Here is a 15355-nt window from a genome sequence, read left to right on the forward strand (position 1 = left end):
GGGGCCTTCTTTCGTCGTGATCGACCGCTTCTTCCCCAGCTCGAAGCTGTGCGGAACCTGCGGCACGGTCGGCGGGAAGCTGCCGCTGAACGTCCGCGAGTGGACATGCCGGCACTGCGGCACTGTGCATGACCGCGACGTGAACGCGGCACGCAACATCCTGGCCGCCGGGCTGGCGGCGTCTGCCTGTGGAGACGGTGTAAGACCTCAACGGGAGTCCTCCCGGACGGGGCGGTCGTCGGTGAAGCAGGAACCCCAGCGGGCGACCGCTGGAATCCCCCGCCTTCAGGCGGGGGAGGAAGTCAACCCGCCAGGCTGAAGCGCTCGAAGTGGATCTGCGGCTTGGGCACGTCCAGCTCGCGCAGGGTGCCGAGGACCGCGTTCATCATCGGCGGCGGCCCGCACAGGAAGACGTCCCGCTCGGCGATGTCCGGCACGAGCGCGAGGAGTTCGCGCGGCGCGAGCCGGTCGGGCACCGGCGGCCCGGTGACCAGGTGCAGCTCGGCGCCCTTGGCCACGGCGAGCTCGCGCAGTTCGTCGTAGAGCACGGCGTCCCGCTCGCCGGCCACGCGGTAGATGACCACCGCGTGCCCGTGGATCTCCTCCAGGAGCGCCCGGATCGGGGTGACTCCGACACCGCCCGCGATGAGCAGCGCCTCGGGACGGGTGCGGTGCAGGGCGGTGAAGGCGCCGTAGGGGCCCTCTGCGAAGACCCGCGTGCCGGGCTCGATGTGCCGCAGTCCCGCCGAACCGTCGCCCGCCGCCTTCGCGGTGAGGCGCAGCCGGGTGCCGTCGGGCGCGGCCGACAGGGAGAACGGGTTCGCCTGCCACCAGCGGTCCTTGGTCAGGAACCGCCACAGGAAGAACTGACCGGCCCGGGCGGGCAGCCGGTCCAGGTCACGGCCGGTGATGTAGACGGACACGACGTTGTCCGCCTCGGGGACGACCGCCTCGACGCGGAGCTGGTGGCGCCAGTTCCGCCACAGCGGCAGGACCAGGCGGCCAAGGAACACCGAGCCGAGGGCTGTTCCCCACACCGCGTACCAGTAGGCCGTGGCGGCGGCCGACGCCGTGAACGTCGTGCCGACCGCGACCTGGTGGGTGAAGGCCAGCACCACGGCGACGTACGTGTACAGGTGGATGAAGTGCCACGTCTCGTAGGCGAGACGACGGCGGGCCCAGCGGGCGGAGACGCCGCCGATGACCAGGATCAGCACCACCGCGACGGCGGCACGCAGGACGCCCTCCACGGTCTCGGCGAGGTCGACGAGCTGGCTCACCGGGTTCATGGACGAGGAGTCGGCGTAGCCGAAGGTGATGAAGACCACGTGGCCGACCAGCGTCCAGAGCAGGCCGAAGCCGGTCCAGCGGTGCCAGTTGGTCAGCCGGTCCATGCCGATGCGGCGGTCCAGCCAGGGCAGCCGGGCCACCAGCAGCAGTTGGAACGCCATCAGCAGAGCGCCGTACAGACCGGCGAAGCGGCCGATCACGACCAGCGCGTTGGAGGCGAAGCCCGCCTGGACGGCGAAGAGGGTCACGACGGCCGCGTTCACGGCCAGCACGGCGTACAGGCCGGTGCGGGCCACTACTTTCGGACGTATCGCCGTGGGGGGTACGGGAGGCGATTGGACGGTCGTCACGGACGAATCTCCTAGATCGGGTCCTCAGAACACAGAGCTTCTCCGTGCTTCGCTGTCGTTTTCCTGTCGTAGAACTTTCAAGATCTTATCGATTCGCGCCCGCGGGGGACGCGGGTCCTGCGCCGCGCAAGGGGTGGCGCACTATGAGCGGGTGGAAAAAGTACGACTCCTCGTCGTGGACGACGACCCGCCGATCGCCGACCTCGTGGCGACGGTCGCCCGCTACGAGGGCTGGGACGCGGTCACCGCGAACTCGGGCGCCGAGGCGCTGCGCCGCGCCGCCGAGTTCCGCCCCGACATCGTGGTGCTCGACCTGATGCTGCCCGACATCGACGGCTTCGGCGTGCTCGACCGGCTGCGGCACAGCGGCACCATGGTGCCGGTGGTGTTCCTCACCGCACGGGACGGGGTCGCCGACCGGGTCGCGGGACTGACCAGGGGCGGGGACGACTACCTGGTGAAGCCGTTCGCCGTGGAGGAGCTGATGGCACGGCTGCGGACCGTGCTGCGGCGCAGCGCCGGTCCCGGCGCCCAGCGCTCCGTGCTGCGGGTGGCGGACCTCACCATGGACGAGGACACCCGGGAGGTCCGGCGTGGCGGAAGACTGCTGACGCTCACCCCCACCGAGTACGAGGTGCTGCGCTATCTGATGCGCAAGTCGCCGACCGTGCTGACCAAGGCGCAGATCCTCGACCACGTGTGGGAGTACGGCTTCGGCGGCCGCTCCAACGTCGTCGAGCTGGTCGTCAGCCGGCTGCGCCGCAAACTCGACACGACGGGCGACGACCCGCTGATCCAGACGGTGCGCGGGTTCGGGTACGTGATACGCCAGGCGCCCGAGTGAGCGGGGGACTTCGGCACGCCTACCGCAGACTGCGGCTCGGCACCCGGTTGGCGCTGGCACTCGGCGCGCTGTCGCTGGTGGTGTTCGGGGTCGTCGGCACGGCCCTGACGACCTACATGCGGGACTACCTGTCGGCCCAGCTCGACGACCAGCTCGCGATCGCCCAGGGCGCCCAGTCCAAGAGCATCGTGGACTCCGGCTCGCTGACAGGGAAGAAGTACTGGGGCTGGTACTACGCCGTGTACGACGTACGCGACGGCGCGCCCGTCCTGCGCAAGCCCGAGGACCCCGGCGACCTGCCCGGGGACGTCGACGACCTCACCGCCCTGGCCCGGGCGCAGACCGTCGCCGACACGGAGGTGGTCCGCACCGCGCACCTCGCGGGGACCGGCCTGTACCGGCTGCGCGCCTGCACCGTGGAGCCCGGGGTGGTGCTGGTCAGCGGGGCGCCCATGGACGATCTCGAGGACACCGTCCGCCACCTGATCACGATCCAGGCCGTCACCTTCGGCCTGGCGCTGCTGGCCCTCGTGGTGTTCGGCCGGGCCTTGCTGCGACGCGGCCTGAAACCGCTGAGCGACATGGCGCACACCGCGCACGGCATCACCTCGCACGACCTCACCGAGTCGGCGTCCCGCCTCCCGCTGCGTGCGGACGCGCCGGGCGGCGGTCCCGAGGTGGAGGAGCTGCGGACCGCCTTCAACACGATGTTGCAGCACATCGACGACTCCCTCGAGGTCCGCGCGCAGGCGGAACAGCGCCTGCGGCGCTTCGTCGCCGACGCCTCGCACGAGCTGCGCACGCCGCTGATGTCGGTGCGCGGGTACGCGGACCTCTTCCAGTACGCGGCCGCCAACGCGCCCGGGGAACGGGAGGGGCACCTGGCCCGGCTGCGCGCCGAGGCAGCCCGGATGGGCTTCCTCCTCGACGACCTGCTGCTGCTCGCCAGGCTGGACGCGGCCGAGGTGGAGACACCCCTGCGCATGGAGAACGCCGATCTGGTGGAGCTGGTCGAGCACGCGGCCGACGCGTTCCGCGCGAGCCATCCCGGCCATCCGCTGACGCTGTCGCCGGGACCGGCCTCCGCGGAGTTGCGGATGGACCCGCACCGCATCCGCCAGGTCCTGGACAACCTCCTCACCAACGCGGCCGTGCACACCCGGCCCGGCACCGCCGTCTGCGTCGAGGTCGCCGTCTCGCCGGACACGGCGCGGGTGCACGTCACCGACACGGGTCCCGGTATCCCGCCCGGCGACCGCGACCGCGTCTTCGACCGCTTCTACCGCGTCGACAAGGCCCGCAGCCGTGACCGCGGCGGCAGCGGCCTCGGCCTGTCGGTCGCGCGGTCCCTGGTGCGGGCGCACGGGGGCACCCTGGAACTGGGCGACGCGGCGGGGGCCACGGTGTTCACGATGACGCTGCCCCTGGGTCGGGTCCCGGCGGGGCAGTAGCGGTGGCCCCGCGGGCCGCCGGGAGCGGCCGGCGGTACTGCGGGCCGGTGAACCCCGGCAGACGCCCGGGATGAACCCCGGGGGGTACGGGCAGAAATCCCACAGCCCCACCGCACCTCCTCCCGCCCCACCGCACCGCGCCCTGCTCCGCCGCACTTCGCCCCGCCGCACACCCTGCCCCGCCGCACCCTGCCTGACCGCACCTTGCCCCACGCACCGCGGTCGCCCTTCGGCCCGCACTCCGTCGGCTCACGGACACCGCACCGTCACACCGGAGGGGAACGACCTCCCCGTCCCCTCCCCAGGCCCGATCCGTCGCGCCGCCCCGCGCGGTCACGACGCGGAAGGACGACGTGCGCCGTGACCCTGCTGCCCCTGGACGACCCCGCGTCCCCGCCCCAGCCACCGACCGCGGACGATCGCCGCCGCCCTCTTGCCGTCACGGCCACCCGCCGGGCGCTCGCCCTGTCCCCGGTCCTGCTGCTCGCGGTGTGGGCGGCGGTCGACTGGGACGCCGTGCGCGACGGAACCGCACTGCTGGCCGGCGCCGACCTCTGGTGGCTGCTGGCCGGACTCCTCTTCACCTACCTGGGTTCGGTCGCCGCGGCCTGCGTCCGCCAGGGCGCGATCGCGGACCGGCTGCCCCCGGGCCCCCTGCTGGCCTCGCAGATCGCCGCGGGGGCCGCCAACCACATCCTGCCGGCGAGCATAGGCGCGCACGCGGTCACGGTCCGCTTCCTGCAACGCCAGGGCATCCCGCTGCCCCGCGCCACCGCTTCGGTCGCGCTGTACTCCCTGGTCAGAGCCGTGGCGAAGACGCCGGTCGTGCTGATCTTCCTGCTCGCCGCACCCAGCGCCGTGCCTCCGGCCAGACTGCTGCCCGAAGGACGGACGCTGCTGCTGGCCGCCGGCGGTCTGCTGCTGGCCCCCGCGGCGGGAGCGGCGGTGTTCGTCCTGGTACGGCCGCTGCGCCAGCCCACCGTGGACTTCCTGCGGACGGCCCTCACGGACGCCCGGCACCTGCACACCCGCCCCGGCCGCTTCCTCCCGCTGTGGGGCGGAGCGGCCGCGGCGCCGCTGATCCAGGCGAGCGTGGTGGCCTCGGTGGGCACGGCGCTGGGCGTGCCGCTCTCCTGGCCGCAGCTGCTCTTCGCGTTCCTCGCGGCGAGCACCGCCGCCGGCGCCGTGCCCGCGCCGGGCGGCATCGGCCCGGTCGACGCGGCCCTGGTCCTCACCCTGGCCGGTTACGGCACCCCGCTGCCCCTCGCCACGGCGACGGTCATCGGCTACCGGGTCCTGACGGTGTGGGTGCCCATGGTGCCCGGGATGCTGGTGCTGTCGGCCCTGGTGCAGCGCGAGCAGCTGTGAGCCGCCGGCGCCGGCACCGGTCCCCGCGATCAGCCCTCGCCGTCGGCCGCCAGCCGCAGCGAGATGCTGTTGATGCAGTACCGCTGGTCGGTCGGGGTGGCGTACCCCTCGCCCGCGAACACGTGCCCGAGGTGCGAGCCGCACCGGGCGCACCGCACCTCGGTGCGCAGCATCCCGTGGGAGCGGTCCTCGATCAGCTCCACCGCGTCGGTGTCCTTCGGGTCGAAGAAGGACGGCCAGCCGCAGTGGGAGTCGAACTTGGTCTCGGAGGTGAACAGTTCGGCGCCGCAGGCCCGGCAGGAGTAGACCCCCCGGGCCTTGGTGTCGGTGTACTCACCGACGAACGCGGGCTCGGTGCCGGCCTGCCGCAGGACGGCGTACTCGGCCGGGGTCAGCTCCGCCCGCCACTGCTCGTCCGGCTTTTCGACGTCGTACGACATGAGCCTCAGCCCCTTACTGGGAAAGTCGGTCCAGGATGCGCGGGCCCAGGTCCGTCACGTCGCCCGCGCCCATGGTGAGAACGAGATCACCGGCCTTCGCCATTCCCGCCACCACCCCCGGCGCCGTCTCCTTGTCGTGCACCGCGGTCACGTCCGCGCCCGCCGTCCGGGCCGCGTCGATGATCAGCTCGCTGGTCACGCCCGGCAGCGGGTCCTCGCGGGCGGGGTAGATGTCGAGGACGACGGAGGCGTCCGCCAGGGCCAGCGCCTGCCCCATCTCCCTGCCCAGTTCCTGCGTCCTGGAGAACAGGTGCGGCTGGAAGAGGACGAGGATGCGGGCGTCGCCGACCGCCGCGCGCATCGCCTCCAGGTCGGCCGTCATCTCCGTCGGGTGGTGGGCGTAGGAGTCGACCACCTGGACGCCCGCCGCCTCGCCCTTGAGCTGGAGCCGGCGCTTGACGCCGGTGTAGGCGGCCAGGGCGGGGGCCAGTTCCGCGGCCGGGACGCCCAGGGCGACGCCGGCGGCCAGCGCGGCGACGGCGTTGTGCGCGTAGTGGCGGCCGGGCACGGAGACCGTGAAGGTGAGCCGCTGATCGTCGAGCAGCACGGTCACCTCGCTCCTCAGCCCCTGGGGGACGACGGACAGCACCCGCACGTCGGCGTCCTCGGCCTCCCCGTACGTCACCACCCGCACGCCCTCGACCCGCCGGGTCAGTTCCCGTGCGCCCTCCTGGTCGGCGGTGATCACCAGGGTGCCGCCGGGCACGATCTTCTGGGCGAAGGTCTCGAAGGAGGCGTAGATCTCGTCCATCGAGGCGTAGTTGGCGTGGTGGTCCAGCTCCACGTTGAGGACGATGGCGACCTCGGGCGCGTACTTGTGGAAGCTGCGGTCCGATTCGTCCGCCTCGGCGACGAAGATCTCGCCCTCGCCGTGCAGTGCGTTGGAACCGGGCGCGTCCAGGTCGCCGCCGATCGCGTACGAGGGGTTGAGGCCCAGCTCGGACAGCGATACCGCCAGCATGGACGTGGTGGTCGTCTTGCCGTGCGTGCCGGCGACGGCGATCGGGCGCAGGCCGTCCATCAGCCGGGCGAGCGCGTCCGAACGGTGGACCACCGGAATGCCCAGCTCGGCCGCGCGGGCCAGCTCCGGGTTGTCCGCGCGGATCGCCGAGGACACCACGACGCAGCTGGCGTCGTCGGCCAGGTGCCCGGCGGCATGGCCGATGTGCACCGTCGCCCCGAGCGCCCGCAGCGCGGCCGCGGTCTCGGACTCCTTGGCGTCGCTGCCGGCCACCTTCGCCCCGCGCTGAGCCAGGATCTTCGCGATCCCCGACATCCCCGCCCCACCGATGCCGATGAAGTGCGGTCGGTCCATGGCGGTAGGAAGGCCGGGTGCCATGTGTGTTCTCCCAGGGTGCGCTACGACGGTCGGTGCGCCCCCACCCTATTGCGCGAGGGGCACCGCACCCACCCAGGGGCGCGGGACCGTACCGATGTGCGGCGGCGCGGGCCGGAGCGGCGTTGCCGCACCCGTCGGACGCCCCTGCGCCGCACCCGCGCTCGCACGTTCCCGTCGCGAGGGCGGGCGCGGCATGGAGGCGACCCGCTCAGGCCTTGCTGTGCGAGAAGAGTTTCAGCACCGGCACCCCCACCTTGTGCCGGGCCCGGGAGGCCCAGTCGCGGTGGAAGAACTCCTCGACGTAGTGGGGGTCGGTCAGCACGATCACCTCGTCCGCCCCCGCCTCCGCGACCAGGGACTTCAGCGCGTCCAGCGGATGGTCCCCGACGAGGCGTCCCACCGCCTCGCTGCCCGCCGCGTGCAACGCCTGCAAGGACACCTCCAGGGCCCGGACACCGAACCCCTTCGCCTCGTCCCCCTCGGGCGTCTCGCCCTCCCGCGCCGCCTCGTCCAGTTCCCCCAGAGCCACGTCGTCGATGGCCCGCAGCAAGCGGTCCGCCTGGTCGCCGCGCGGCTGGAGCAGCACATGGAAGGAGACCGGCTCGTCCCCGTGCAAGGTGCTGACGAACTCCACGTCGGCGGACGTCAGGGCCTTCTCGATCATCAAAACGCTTGTGAACACCAGCGCCCCATTCTCCTTCGAGGACCCCCGTGGCCCTCTCTCCTCCGTGGGCCCGTTCGCGGCCCTGCGGAAACCATCCTGCCCCGTGATCTCACGGGGACTGCGAAAGTCAGTGTGCCCGTCGGGCGTCGAACGGAACGGTCATTCCACCTTTTTCGGGACCAACGGTGACGCTCGAACGCCCATCCGCCATCAAGGGCGCCGGTATCTCGCGAACAGGAAACCCTCCTCCTCCAGGAGGGACGCCAGCGCGAACCGCCGGGGGACGGCCACCGAGGGACCGCCCGAGATCCGCTGCGCGTCGCCGGCGGTGAGCATCGGGGAGAGGGTCAGACAGAGTTCGTCCAGCACCCCGGCGGCGACGAACTGACCCAGCAGCCGGGGGCCGCCCTCCGTCAGCAGCCGGGTGTGCCCGAGCCCGGCGAGGGCCCGTACGGCCCGGTCCGGCTCGACGCCCGTGCCGTCGCCCGCGATCACCACGCGGGCGCCCGCCTTCTCGGCGGCGGCGACCCTGCCGGGGTCCGCCGCGGCGCCCGTCAGGATCAGGGTGGGAACCAGCGCAGAGGTGAAGAGCGGGAGCGAGAAGTCCAGGTCGAGACTGGCGCTGACCACCGCGACGGCCGGCGCCGGACCCTGCCCTGCGGCCTCGCGCCGTCCGGCGAACTCGGCACGCGCGCGTGCGGGGCGGTACCCCTCCAGGCGTACCGTCTCCGCCCCCGCGACCACCACGTCCGCGAGCCCTCGCAGCGTGCCGAAGATCCGCATGTCGGTGGCGGTCGAGATGGGCTGGGAGCGCCCGTCGTGCTGGGCGGCGCCGTCGAGGGTGGACACCATGTTGGCCCGCAGCCAGGGCCGTGGCCCGTCGGGCCCGGGCTCGGGGTACGCGTAGGCGTCGGCGAGCTCGTCGAGGCTCCACTCGCGGGTCCCGGCCGCGCCCGCCCCCTCGCCGGGGGCCCCGGGAGGCCCACCGCCGGAGTCGGTCGCCGCTGTCTGGTCGGTCACAGGGAACAGCCGTCGCATGCCAGGCAGTCTGGCACGCCCCGTAGCATGGGGAACCGTGTCGTCCTCCTCCCCCGCCCCCGGCCTCGGCCCGATAGCCGACGCGGCCCCGGTGTCCCTGTGCACCCGCCGACCGCATGTCCCCGCGGACCGGCTGGTCGCCGAGATGGTGCCGCCGCCGCGCTTCGACTCGGTCCGTTTCAGCACCTACATCCCGGACCCGAACCAGCCCAGCCAGACCGAGGCCGTCGGCGTGCTCGAGGGTTTCGCGGCCGGGCTCGGCGGCGCGCACGCCTCGGGCGCCGCCAGACGGGGGTTCCTCGGCTTCGGCAGGACGAAGGCGTCCAAGGTCCCGGCCGGGCCGCGCGGTGTCTACCTGGACGGCGGCTACGGCGTCGGCAAGACGCACCTGCTGGCCTCCCTGTGGCACGCCACCCCGGCCGCGCCGGCCCTGAAGGCCTTCGGCACCTTCGTCGAGCTGACCAACCTGGTCGGCGCCCTCGGCTTCCAGCAGACGGTGCAGACCCTGTCCGGGCACCGTCTGCTGTGCATCGACGAGTTCGAGCTGGACGACCCGGGCGACACCGTCCTCGTCTCGACGCTGCTCCGCAGGCTGGTCGAGGCGGGTGTCGCACTCGCCGCCACCTCCAACACCCTGCCCGGCAAGCTCGGCGAGGGCCGGTTCGCGTCCGCCGACTTCCTGCGTGAGATCCAGGGCCTGTCGGCGCACTTCCGCGCGCTGCGCATCGACGGCGAGGACTACCGCCACCGCGGCCTGCCCGAGGCACCGGCACCCTTCTCCGACGAGCAGGTGACGAAGACCGCGTACGCCACCGAGGGCGCCTCGCTCGACGACTTCCCGCATCTGCTGGAGCACCTCGCCACGGTCCACCCGAGCCGTTACGGCGCACTGACGGACGGCCTGAGGGCGGTCTGCCTGACGGACGTGGGGGCGGTTCCCGACCAGTCCACGGCGCTCCGGCTGGTGGTGCTGGCCGACCGGCTCTACGACCGCGAGGTCCCGGTCCTGGCCTCCGGTCTCCCCTTCGACCGGTTGTTCAGCGAGGAGATGCTGAACGGCGGCTACCGCAAGAAGTACTTCCGCGCGATCTCCCGGCTCACCGCGCTGGCCCGCGACGCCAAGCGGCTCGTCGAGCCCCAATAAACGATCACGACCCCGCGGTCAAGGGTCGGTTCGCGCCAAGAAACCCTTCCTTTTGAGGCGCACTACATTTCGAAACGCCACGTTAACCCTGCAAACAACTTCGCAGGGTTAACGTGTTTCTTGACCAGTGGTTGACCAACCGTTGGTCCGTACTAGAAGGGCGAACCGGCCGGAGGGGGGCGCATGTTGCGAGGCACGACGGCCCGTACCGTCATTTCGCTCCTCGCCGCCGTCCTTCTCACCCTCCCCTTCTTCGCACCCGCGTCACCCTTCGCACACGCGCACACGGTGCGTCAGGCCGAGGCCAAGACCCAGCCCGGAATCAAGCTCTCCGGCAAGGCGATGCGTGACGAGATCGCCACGCTCCGCGACTGCGACCTCCCCACCGGCAGTCCCGCCGACCCCCTGCGCACCCGCGACCGTCACCGCCCCTCCTCGGCCGCCCCTGCGCCCCAGGAGCCCGAGCGCGCGCTGCTGGCACAGGATCCCGCGGCCGCCCACCAGCCACCCCGGCCCGGCGACCCGCATCACCGCTCGTCGAGATCCTCGGCGGCCCACTCCCCGGCGGCGCTCCAGGTCTTCCGCTGCTGAGAGCGAAGCAGAACAGCAGTTCCCCCACCTGTCCTGTTTCTGCGGTTCCCCGCAGTTCCCCGCACATCCGACGCGCCCCCACGCGCGCCAGGAGGAGTCACCACGTCATGCAGCCCCTCATCGACAACGCCCGTACGTTCGGACAGCGCCCTGAGGAGTTCGCCAGGCTCGCGGAGGGCCAGTCCCCCCAGGTCCTCTTCATCACCTGCTCCGACTCCCGGGTCGTTCCCGCCCTGATCACGGGCGCCCGGCCCGGCGAGCTCTTCGAGCTGCGCACCGCGGGCAACATCGTGCCCCCCTACGGCTCCGACCGCCCCACCGGCGAGGCGGCCACCATCGAGTACGCCGTGGAGGTGCTCGGCGTCCAGGACGTCGTCGTCTGCGGCCACTCGCACTGCGGTGCCGTCGGCGCGCTGGTGCGCGGCGACGACCTCGATGGCGTCCCCGCCGTACGCGACTGGCTCGCCCACGCCGCGGACGAGCCGGGGGCCGCCGACCCCGACGACCCGACGGTCATGCAGGCGGTACAGAACCACGTACTCGCCCAGCTGCTGCGGCTGCGCTCCTACCCGTGCGTGGAGAAGCGGCTGGCCGACGGCCGGCTGAGGGTGCGCGGCTGGTACTACGAGGTGCACACCGGCGCGGTCCGCGAGCACCGTGCGGACACCGACGCCTTCGAGGCCCTGTGAGCGCCGCGACGGACCGGGAGACCGCCGGTCGAATATCCCGCTTCCCCCACCTGCGGCAGGACTTCGCCGCCTCTCTCGTCGTCTTCCTGGTCGCGCTGCCGCTGTGCGTGGGCGTGGCCGTGGCCTCCGGCGTGCCGGCCGAGCTCGGACTCGTAACCGGCATCGTCGGCGGTCTCGTCACCGGCATGCTGCGGGGCAGCTCCCTCCAGGTGTCGGGTCCGGCGGCCGGACTGACCGTGCTGGTCTTCGAGGCGGTGCGGGAGTTCGGCCTGCCCGCCCTCGGAGTGATCGTCCTCGCCACGGGCGTCCTGCAACTCGCCATGGGCGCCCTGAAGCTGGGCCGCTACTTCCGGGCCATCTCGGTCTCGGTCGTCGAGGGCATGCTGGCCGGAATCGGCCTGGTGCTGATCGCCGGCCAGCTGTACGCGCTGGCCGGCGCCAAGGCGCCGGAGTCCGGCCTGGGGAAGATCGCCGGACTGCCCGGGGCGCTCGTGGACGCGGCGGGCAGCACAGCCGCCCTGGCCTCGCTCGCCGTCGGGGCCGCCACCATCGCGGTGCTCGTGCTCTGGAAGCGGCTGCCGGCGAAGGTGCGCACGGTGCCCGGCCCGCTCGCCGCGGTGGGCCTGGCGACGCTCGCCGCCCTGCTGCTGAACCTGCCCGTGGCCACCGTCGAGGTGCAGGGACTGCTCGGTTCCGTCCAGCCCCCGTCGCTGGCCGCTTTCGGCGAGCCGGCGAACGTCGGCCTGCTCGGCACGATCGTCGCGTTCACCCTGATCGCCTCCGCCGAGTCGCTGTTCAGCGCGGCGGCGGTGGACCGGCTGCACGACGGTCCGCGTACCGAGTACGACAAGGAGCTGATGGCGCAGGGCGCGGGCAACGCCCTGTGCGGGGCCCTCGGCGCGTTGCCGATGACCGCGGTGATCGTGCGCAGTGCGGCCAATGTGCAGGCGGGCGCGCGGACCAAGGCGTCGCGGGTCCTGCACGGCGTGTGGCTGCTGCTGTTCGCTGCCCTGCTGCCGGACGTGCTGGCGTACATACCCGTCCCGGCGCTGGCGGGCGTCCTCGTGCACGCGGGCGCCAAGCTGGTGCCCGTGCGGGCGCTCGTGGGGCTGTGGCGCGAGCACCGCGGCGAGGCGCTGATCCTCGTCGTCACGGCCGTGTCGATCGTCGCGGTCAGCATGTTCGAGGGTGTGCTCATCGGTCTCGCGCTGGCCGTCGTCAAGACGGCCTGGGAGGCCTCGCACATCAGGCTGGAGATCGTCGACAAGGGTGCCGGGCCCGTCCAGGCGTACCTCTCGGGCAACGCGACCTTCCTGCGGCTCCCGAAGATCCTCGACAGTCTGGAGGCCCTGCCGCAGGACCGCCCCGTCGAGCTGGACCTCTCCGGTCTGCACCACCTCGACCACGCCTGCCGCACCGCCCTGGAGACCTGGTCCGAACGGCACAGCGCGGCCGGCACGGAACCGGTGAAGGTCACGGAACCGGTCATGACCGCGTAGCCCGCACCCCCTCGCCGTCCGGCCCGGGACCCGGGGCGTGGCCCCGGACCGGACGGCGGGCATATCGTTACAGAGCAGGCACGAACCACTCCTACGGGCCTCTTGCCGAGGAGGTCGCCATGCTCGAGGAACTGGTGGGCGCGGCCGCGGCGGTCGCCGCCGGAGGCCTCGTGTACCTCGGGGCGGCGGCGCGGGTCGTCAAGCAGTACGAGCGCGGGGTGGTCCTCCGGCTCGGCCGGCTGCGCGGCGACGTCCGCCCGCCGGGGTTCACCCTGGTCGTCCCCGGCGTGGACCGGCTGCGCAAGGTCAACATGCAGATCGTGACCATGCCCATCCCCGCCCAGGAGGGCATCAGCCGCGACAACGTGACCGTGCGGGTCGACGCCGTCGTGTACTTCCGCGTGGTGGACGCGGCGGCCGCGCTCATCAACGTCGAGGACTACCGCTTCGCCGTCTCGCAGATGGCGCAGACCTCGCTGCGTTCGATCATCGGCAAGAGCGAGCTGGACGATCTGCTGTCGAACCGGGAGAAGCTCAACGAGGGCCTGGAGCTGATGATCGACAGTCCGGCCATCGGCTGGGGGGTGCAGATCGACCGGGTGGAGATCAAGGACGTCTCGCTGCCGGAGTCGATGAAGCGGTCCATGGCGCGGCAGGCCGAGGCCGACCGTGAGCGGCGGGCGCGGATCATCAACGCGGACGCCGAACTCCAGGCGTCGAAGAAGCTCGCCGAGGCGGCGAAGGAGATGTCCGAGCAGCCGGCCGCGCTCCAGTTGCGGCTGCTCCAGACGGTGGTGGCGGTCGCCGCGGAGAAGAACTCCACGCTGGTGCTGCCGTTCCCGGTGGAGCTGCTGCGCTTCCTGGAGAAGGCCCAGCAGCCGCTCCCGCAACAGCCCCAGCAGCCGCCGCAGCCGCCGGATCCGCAGCCACGGCAGCCGCTCCCGCCGTCTCCGCCGACCCGCGCCCCCGAACCGGTGGACGAGGGGCTCCGGCACGGCCCCGGGGAGGGACCGGCGGGCGGACCCGGGCAGGCATCCGCGGACCGGCCGGCGGAGCGACACGAGGAGTGACACGTGCTACGCGCGTGGTTCCCGGGGCGCATCGCGGGTGATAGACACAGCGGGATCACAGTTCCTGTCCGCCAGCAGGAAGGTTTCCCCATGTCTGCGACACGACGTCAGATCCTCGCCGGTACCGGCGCCTTGGGGGTGGGCGCGGGCATCGCGTTCACCGGCGCCCTCAGCGACCTCTTCGCGGGCACCGCCGTCGCGCAGGGCCTCGGCCACGACGGCTACGGCCCCCTCGTCCCCGACCCGGCCGGCCTGCTCGACCTCCCCGCGGGCTTCCGCTACCGGGTCCTCTCCCGCGAGGGCGAACCACTGCTCTCCGGTGAGGGTCCGGTGCCCTCGAACCACGACGGCATGACGGCTCTGCCCGGCCGGGGCGGCCGCGTCCACCTGGTCCGCAACCACGAGAACCGCCCCACGGCGAAGTTCGCCGTCCCCACGGTCGACGGTCTGACCTACGACCCGGCCGGCAAGGGCGGCTGTACGGCCCTCACGCTGGACTCCCGGAACAACGTGCTCTCGGAGCGGGTGGCCATCGCCGGTACCGCGGTCAACTGCGCGGGCGGGCCCACCCCCTGGCACACCTGGCTGACCTGCGAGGAGACCGAGGACAAGGCCGGCACCAACGGGTACACCAAGGACCACGGCTTCATCTTCGAGGTGGATCCGTCGGACCCGCGCGGCAGCGGAGCCGTGCCCCTGACCGCGATGGGCCGCTTCCAGCACGAGGCGATCGCCGTCGACCCGCACCGGGGGATCGTCTACGAGACCGAGGACGCGTTCCTCCGGCCGTTCGGCCTCTTCTACCGCTTCCTGCCGGAGAAACCGCTGGGCGGGGCGGGTTCGCTGCGCGCGGGCGGCCGTCTCCAGGCGATGCGCGTCCCCGGCGTGCCCGACCTGTCCTCGATCCAGGACACCGGCGCGACGTTCGACGGCATCGAATGGGTCGACGTGCCGGACCCCCTCGCCGTCGGAACCCCGGTCCGGCTCCAGGACTTCGGCCGGAAGGGCATCACGCACGCCCAGAAACTCGAGGGCTGCTACTGGGGCGGGCGGTGCGTGTACTTCGTGTCGTCGTTCGCACGCGGCGCGGACGGCTCGGCGGCCGACCACTTCGGCCAGATCTGGCGGTACGACCCGCAGCGCCGCCGCCTCTCCCTGGTCGTCGTCTTCGGCCCGGACACCGACGTGCAGCTCCCGGGCGAGTCCCCGGACAACATCTGTCTCGCGCCCAGCGGCGGCCTGATGGTCTGCGAGGACGGCAACGGCGCCCAGCACGTCTTCGGTGTGAGCAGGTCCGGCCGCGTGTACCCGATGGCGCGGGGCCGCCAGAACATCGGGACTCCCGAGGCCCCCGAGTGGGGCGAGTTCGCCGGCGTCACCTTCTCCCCCGACGGCGACACGATGTACGTCAACTGCTACACCCCGGGGACGACGTTCGCGGTCACGGGCCCCTGGCGGCGGTAGCTCCCGCGTCCCGCCCGCCCGGGTGCGCGAGGGCCCGGGCGGGTGACACCACCC

The 15355-nt window shown here is 72.6% G+C and carries 14 protein-coding genes and 1 pseudogene; 10 read left to right on the forward strand and 5 right to left on the reverse strand.

Going from position 1 to position 15355, the window contains the following annotated elements:
• Window position 1: 1 nt before the first annotated feature.
• Window positions 2-319 (forward strand): annotated as a pseudogene (locus tag OHS71_RS10620) (zinc ribbon domain-containing protein); the annotation flags it as partial.
• Here the strand turns inward: OHS71_RS10620 and OHS71_RS10625 are convergent.
• Window positions 303-1640: a ferredoxin reductase family protein gene (locus OHS71_RS10625; protein WP_328479142.1), complete on the reverse strand. Its 1338-nt coding sequence runs from the start codon at window positions 1638-1640 to the stop codon at window positions 303-305. The pseudogene OHS71_RS10620 and the gene OHS71_RS10625 sit on opposite strands and share 17 nt — an antisense overlap.
• A 151-nt stretch (window positions 1641-1791) precedes the next feature.
• Here OHS71_RS10625 and OHS71_RS10630 point away from each other — a divergent pair, with 151 nt between their 5' ends.
• The 3 genes from OHS71_RS10630 (at window position 1792) to OHS71_RS10640 (ending at window position 5303) form a co-directional block, all read left to right on the forward strand.
• Window positions 1792-2484, forward strand: coding sequence for a response regulator transcription factor (locus OHS71_RS10630; RefSeq protein ID WP_328479143.1), 693 nt, complete (start codon window positions 1792-1794; stop codon window positions 2482-2484).
• A complete protein-coding gene (locus tag OHS71_RS10635) occupies window positions 2481-3935 on the forward strand; it encodes a sensor histidine kinase (RefSeq protein ID WP_328479144.1) in 1455 nt (484 codons plus the stop codon). The genes OHS71_RS10630 and OHS71_RS10635 overlap by 4 nt, the downstream gene beginning before the upstream one ends.
• 360 nt (window positions 3936-4295) lie before the next feature.
• Window positions 4296-5303: a lysylphosphatidylglycerol synthase transmembrane domain-containing protein gene (locus OHS71_RS10640; RefSeq protein WP_328479145.1), complete on the forward strand. Its 1008-nt coding sequence runs from the start codon at window positions 4296-4298 to the stop codon at window positions 5301-5303.
• 29 nt (window positions 5304-5332) lie between these two features.
• Here OHS71_RS10640 and msrB read toward each other — a convergent pair whose 3' ends face one another.
• From msrB to OHS71_RS10660, 4 genes are all read right to left on the reverse strand, one after another.
• A complete protein-coding gene (gene msrB, locus OHS71_RS10645; protein ID WP_328479146.1) occupies window positions 5333-5743 on the reverse strand; it encodes a peptide-methionine (R)-S-oxide reductase MsrB in 411 nt (136 codons plus the stop codon).
• Between the two features lie 13 nt (window positions 5744-5756).
• The gene (gene murC, locus OHS71_RS10650) at window positions 5757-7142 is read right to left on the reverse strand and encodes a UDP-N-acetylmuramate--L-alanine ligase (protein ID WP_328479147.1); all 1386 of its coding nucleotides are present in this window, start codon (window positions 7140-7142) and stop codon (window positions 5757-5759) included.
• Between the two features lie 208 nt (window positions 7143-7350).
• Window positions 7351-7824 (reverse strand): indole-3-glycerol phosphate synthase, encoded by a 474-nt coding sequence (locus OHS71_RS10655; RefSeq protein ID WP_328479148.1) that lies wholly within the window; start codon window positions 7822-7824, stop codon window positions 7351-7353.
• Between the two features lie 192 nt (window positions 7825-8016).
• Window positions 8017-8844 carry a pyrimidine reductase family protein gene (locus tag OHS71_RS10660; RefSeq protein WP_328479149.1) on the reverse strand — a complete coding sequence of 276 codons (828 nt, stop codon included), beginning with the start codon at window positions 8842-8844 and terminating at the stop codon, window positions 8017-8019.
• Window positions 8845-8881: 37 nt separating this feature from the next.
• On the opposite strand from OHS71_RS10660, the gene zapE reads away from it, so the two are divergent.
• From zapE to OHS71_RS10690, 6 genes are all read left to right on the forward strand, one after another.
• Window positions 8882-9988: a cell division protein ZapE gene (gene zapE, locus OHS71_RS10665; protein ID WP_328479150.1), complete on the forward strand. Its 1107-nt coding sequence runs from the start codon at window positions 8882-8884 to the stop codon at window positions 9986-9988.
• 183 nt (window positions 9989-10171) lie between these two features.
• Window positions 10172-10579 carry a hypothetical protein gene (locus tag OHS71_RS10670; protein ID WP_328479151.1) on the forward strand — a complete coding sequence of 136 codons (408 nt, stop codon included), beginning with the start codon at window positions 10172-10174 and terminating at the stop codon, window positions 10577-10579.
• Between the two features lie 107 nt (window positions 10580-10686).
• A complete protein-coding gene (locus OHS71_RS10675) occupies window positions 10687-11268 on the forward strand; it encodes a carbonic anhydrase (RefSeq protein WP_328479152.1) in 582 nt (193 codons plus the stop codon).
• Window positions 11265-12767: a SulP family inorganic anion transporter gene (locus OHS71_RS10680; RefSeq protein WP_328479153.1), complete on the forward strand. Its 1503-nt coding sequence runs from the start codon at window positions 11265-11267 to the stop codon at window positions 12765-12767. The genes OHS71_RS10675 and OHS71_RS10680 overlap by 4 nt, the downstream gene beginning before the upstream one ends.
• A 119-nt stretch (window positions 12768-12886) precedes the next feature.
• Window positions 12887-13837 carry a slipin family protein gene (locus OHS71_RS10685; protein ID WP_328479154.1) on the forward strand — a complete coding sequence of 317 codons (951 nt, stop codon included), beginning with the start codon at window positions 12887-12889 and terminating at the stop codon, window positions 13835-13837.
• 90 nt (window positions 13838-13927) lie between these two features.
• The gene (locus OHS71_RS10690) at window positions 13928-15301 is read left to right on the forward strand and encodes an alkaline phosphatase PhoX (RefSeq protein WP_328479155.1); all 1374 of its coding nucleotides are present in this window, start codon (window positions 13928-13930) and stop codon (window positions 15299-15301) included.
• Window positions 15302-15355: the final 54 nt, after the last annotated feature.

The organism is Streptomyces sp. NBC_00377 (assembly GCF_036075115.1).
In the GTDB taxonomy this organism is placed as follows: domain Bacteria; phylum Actinomycetota; class Actinomycetes; order Streptomycetales; family Streptomycetaceae; genus Streptomyces.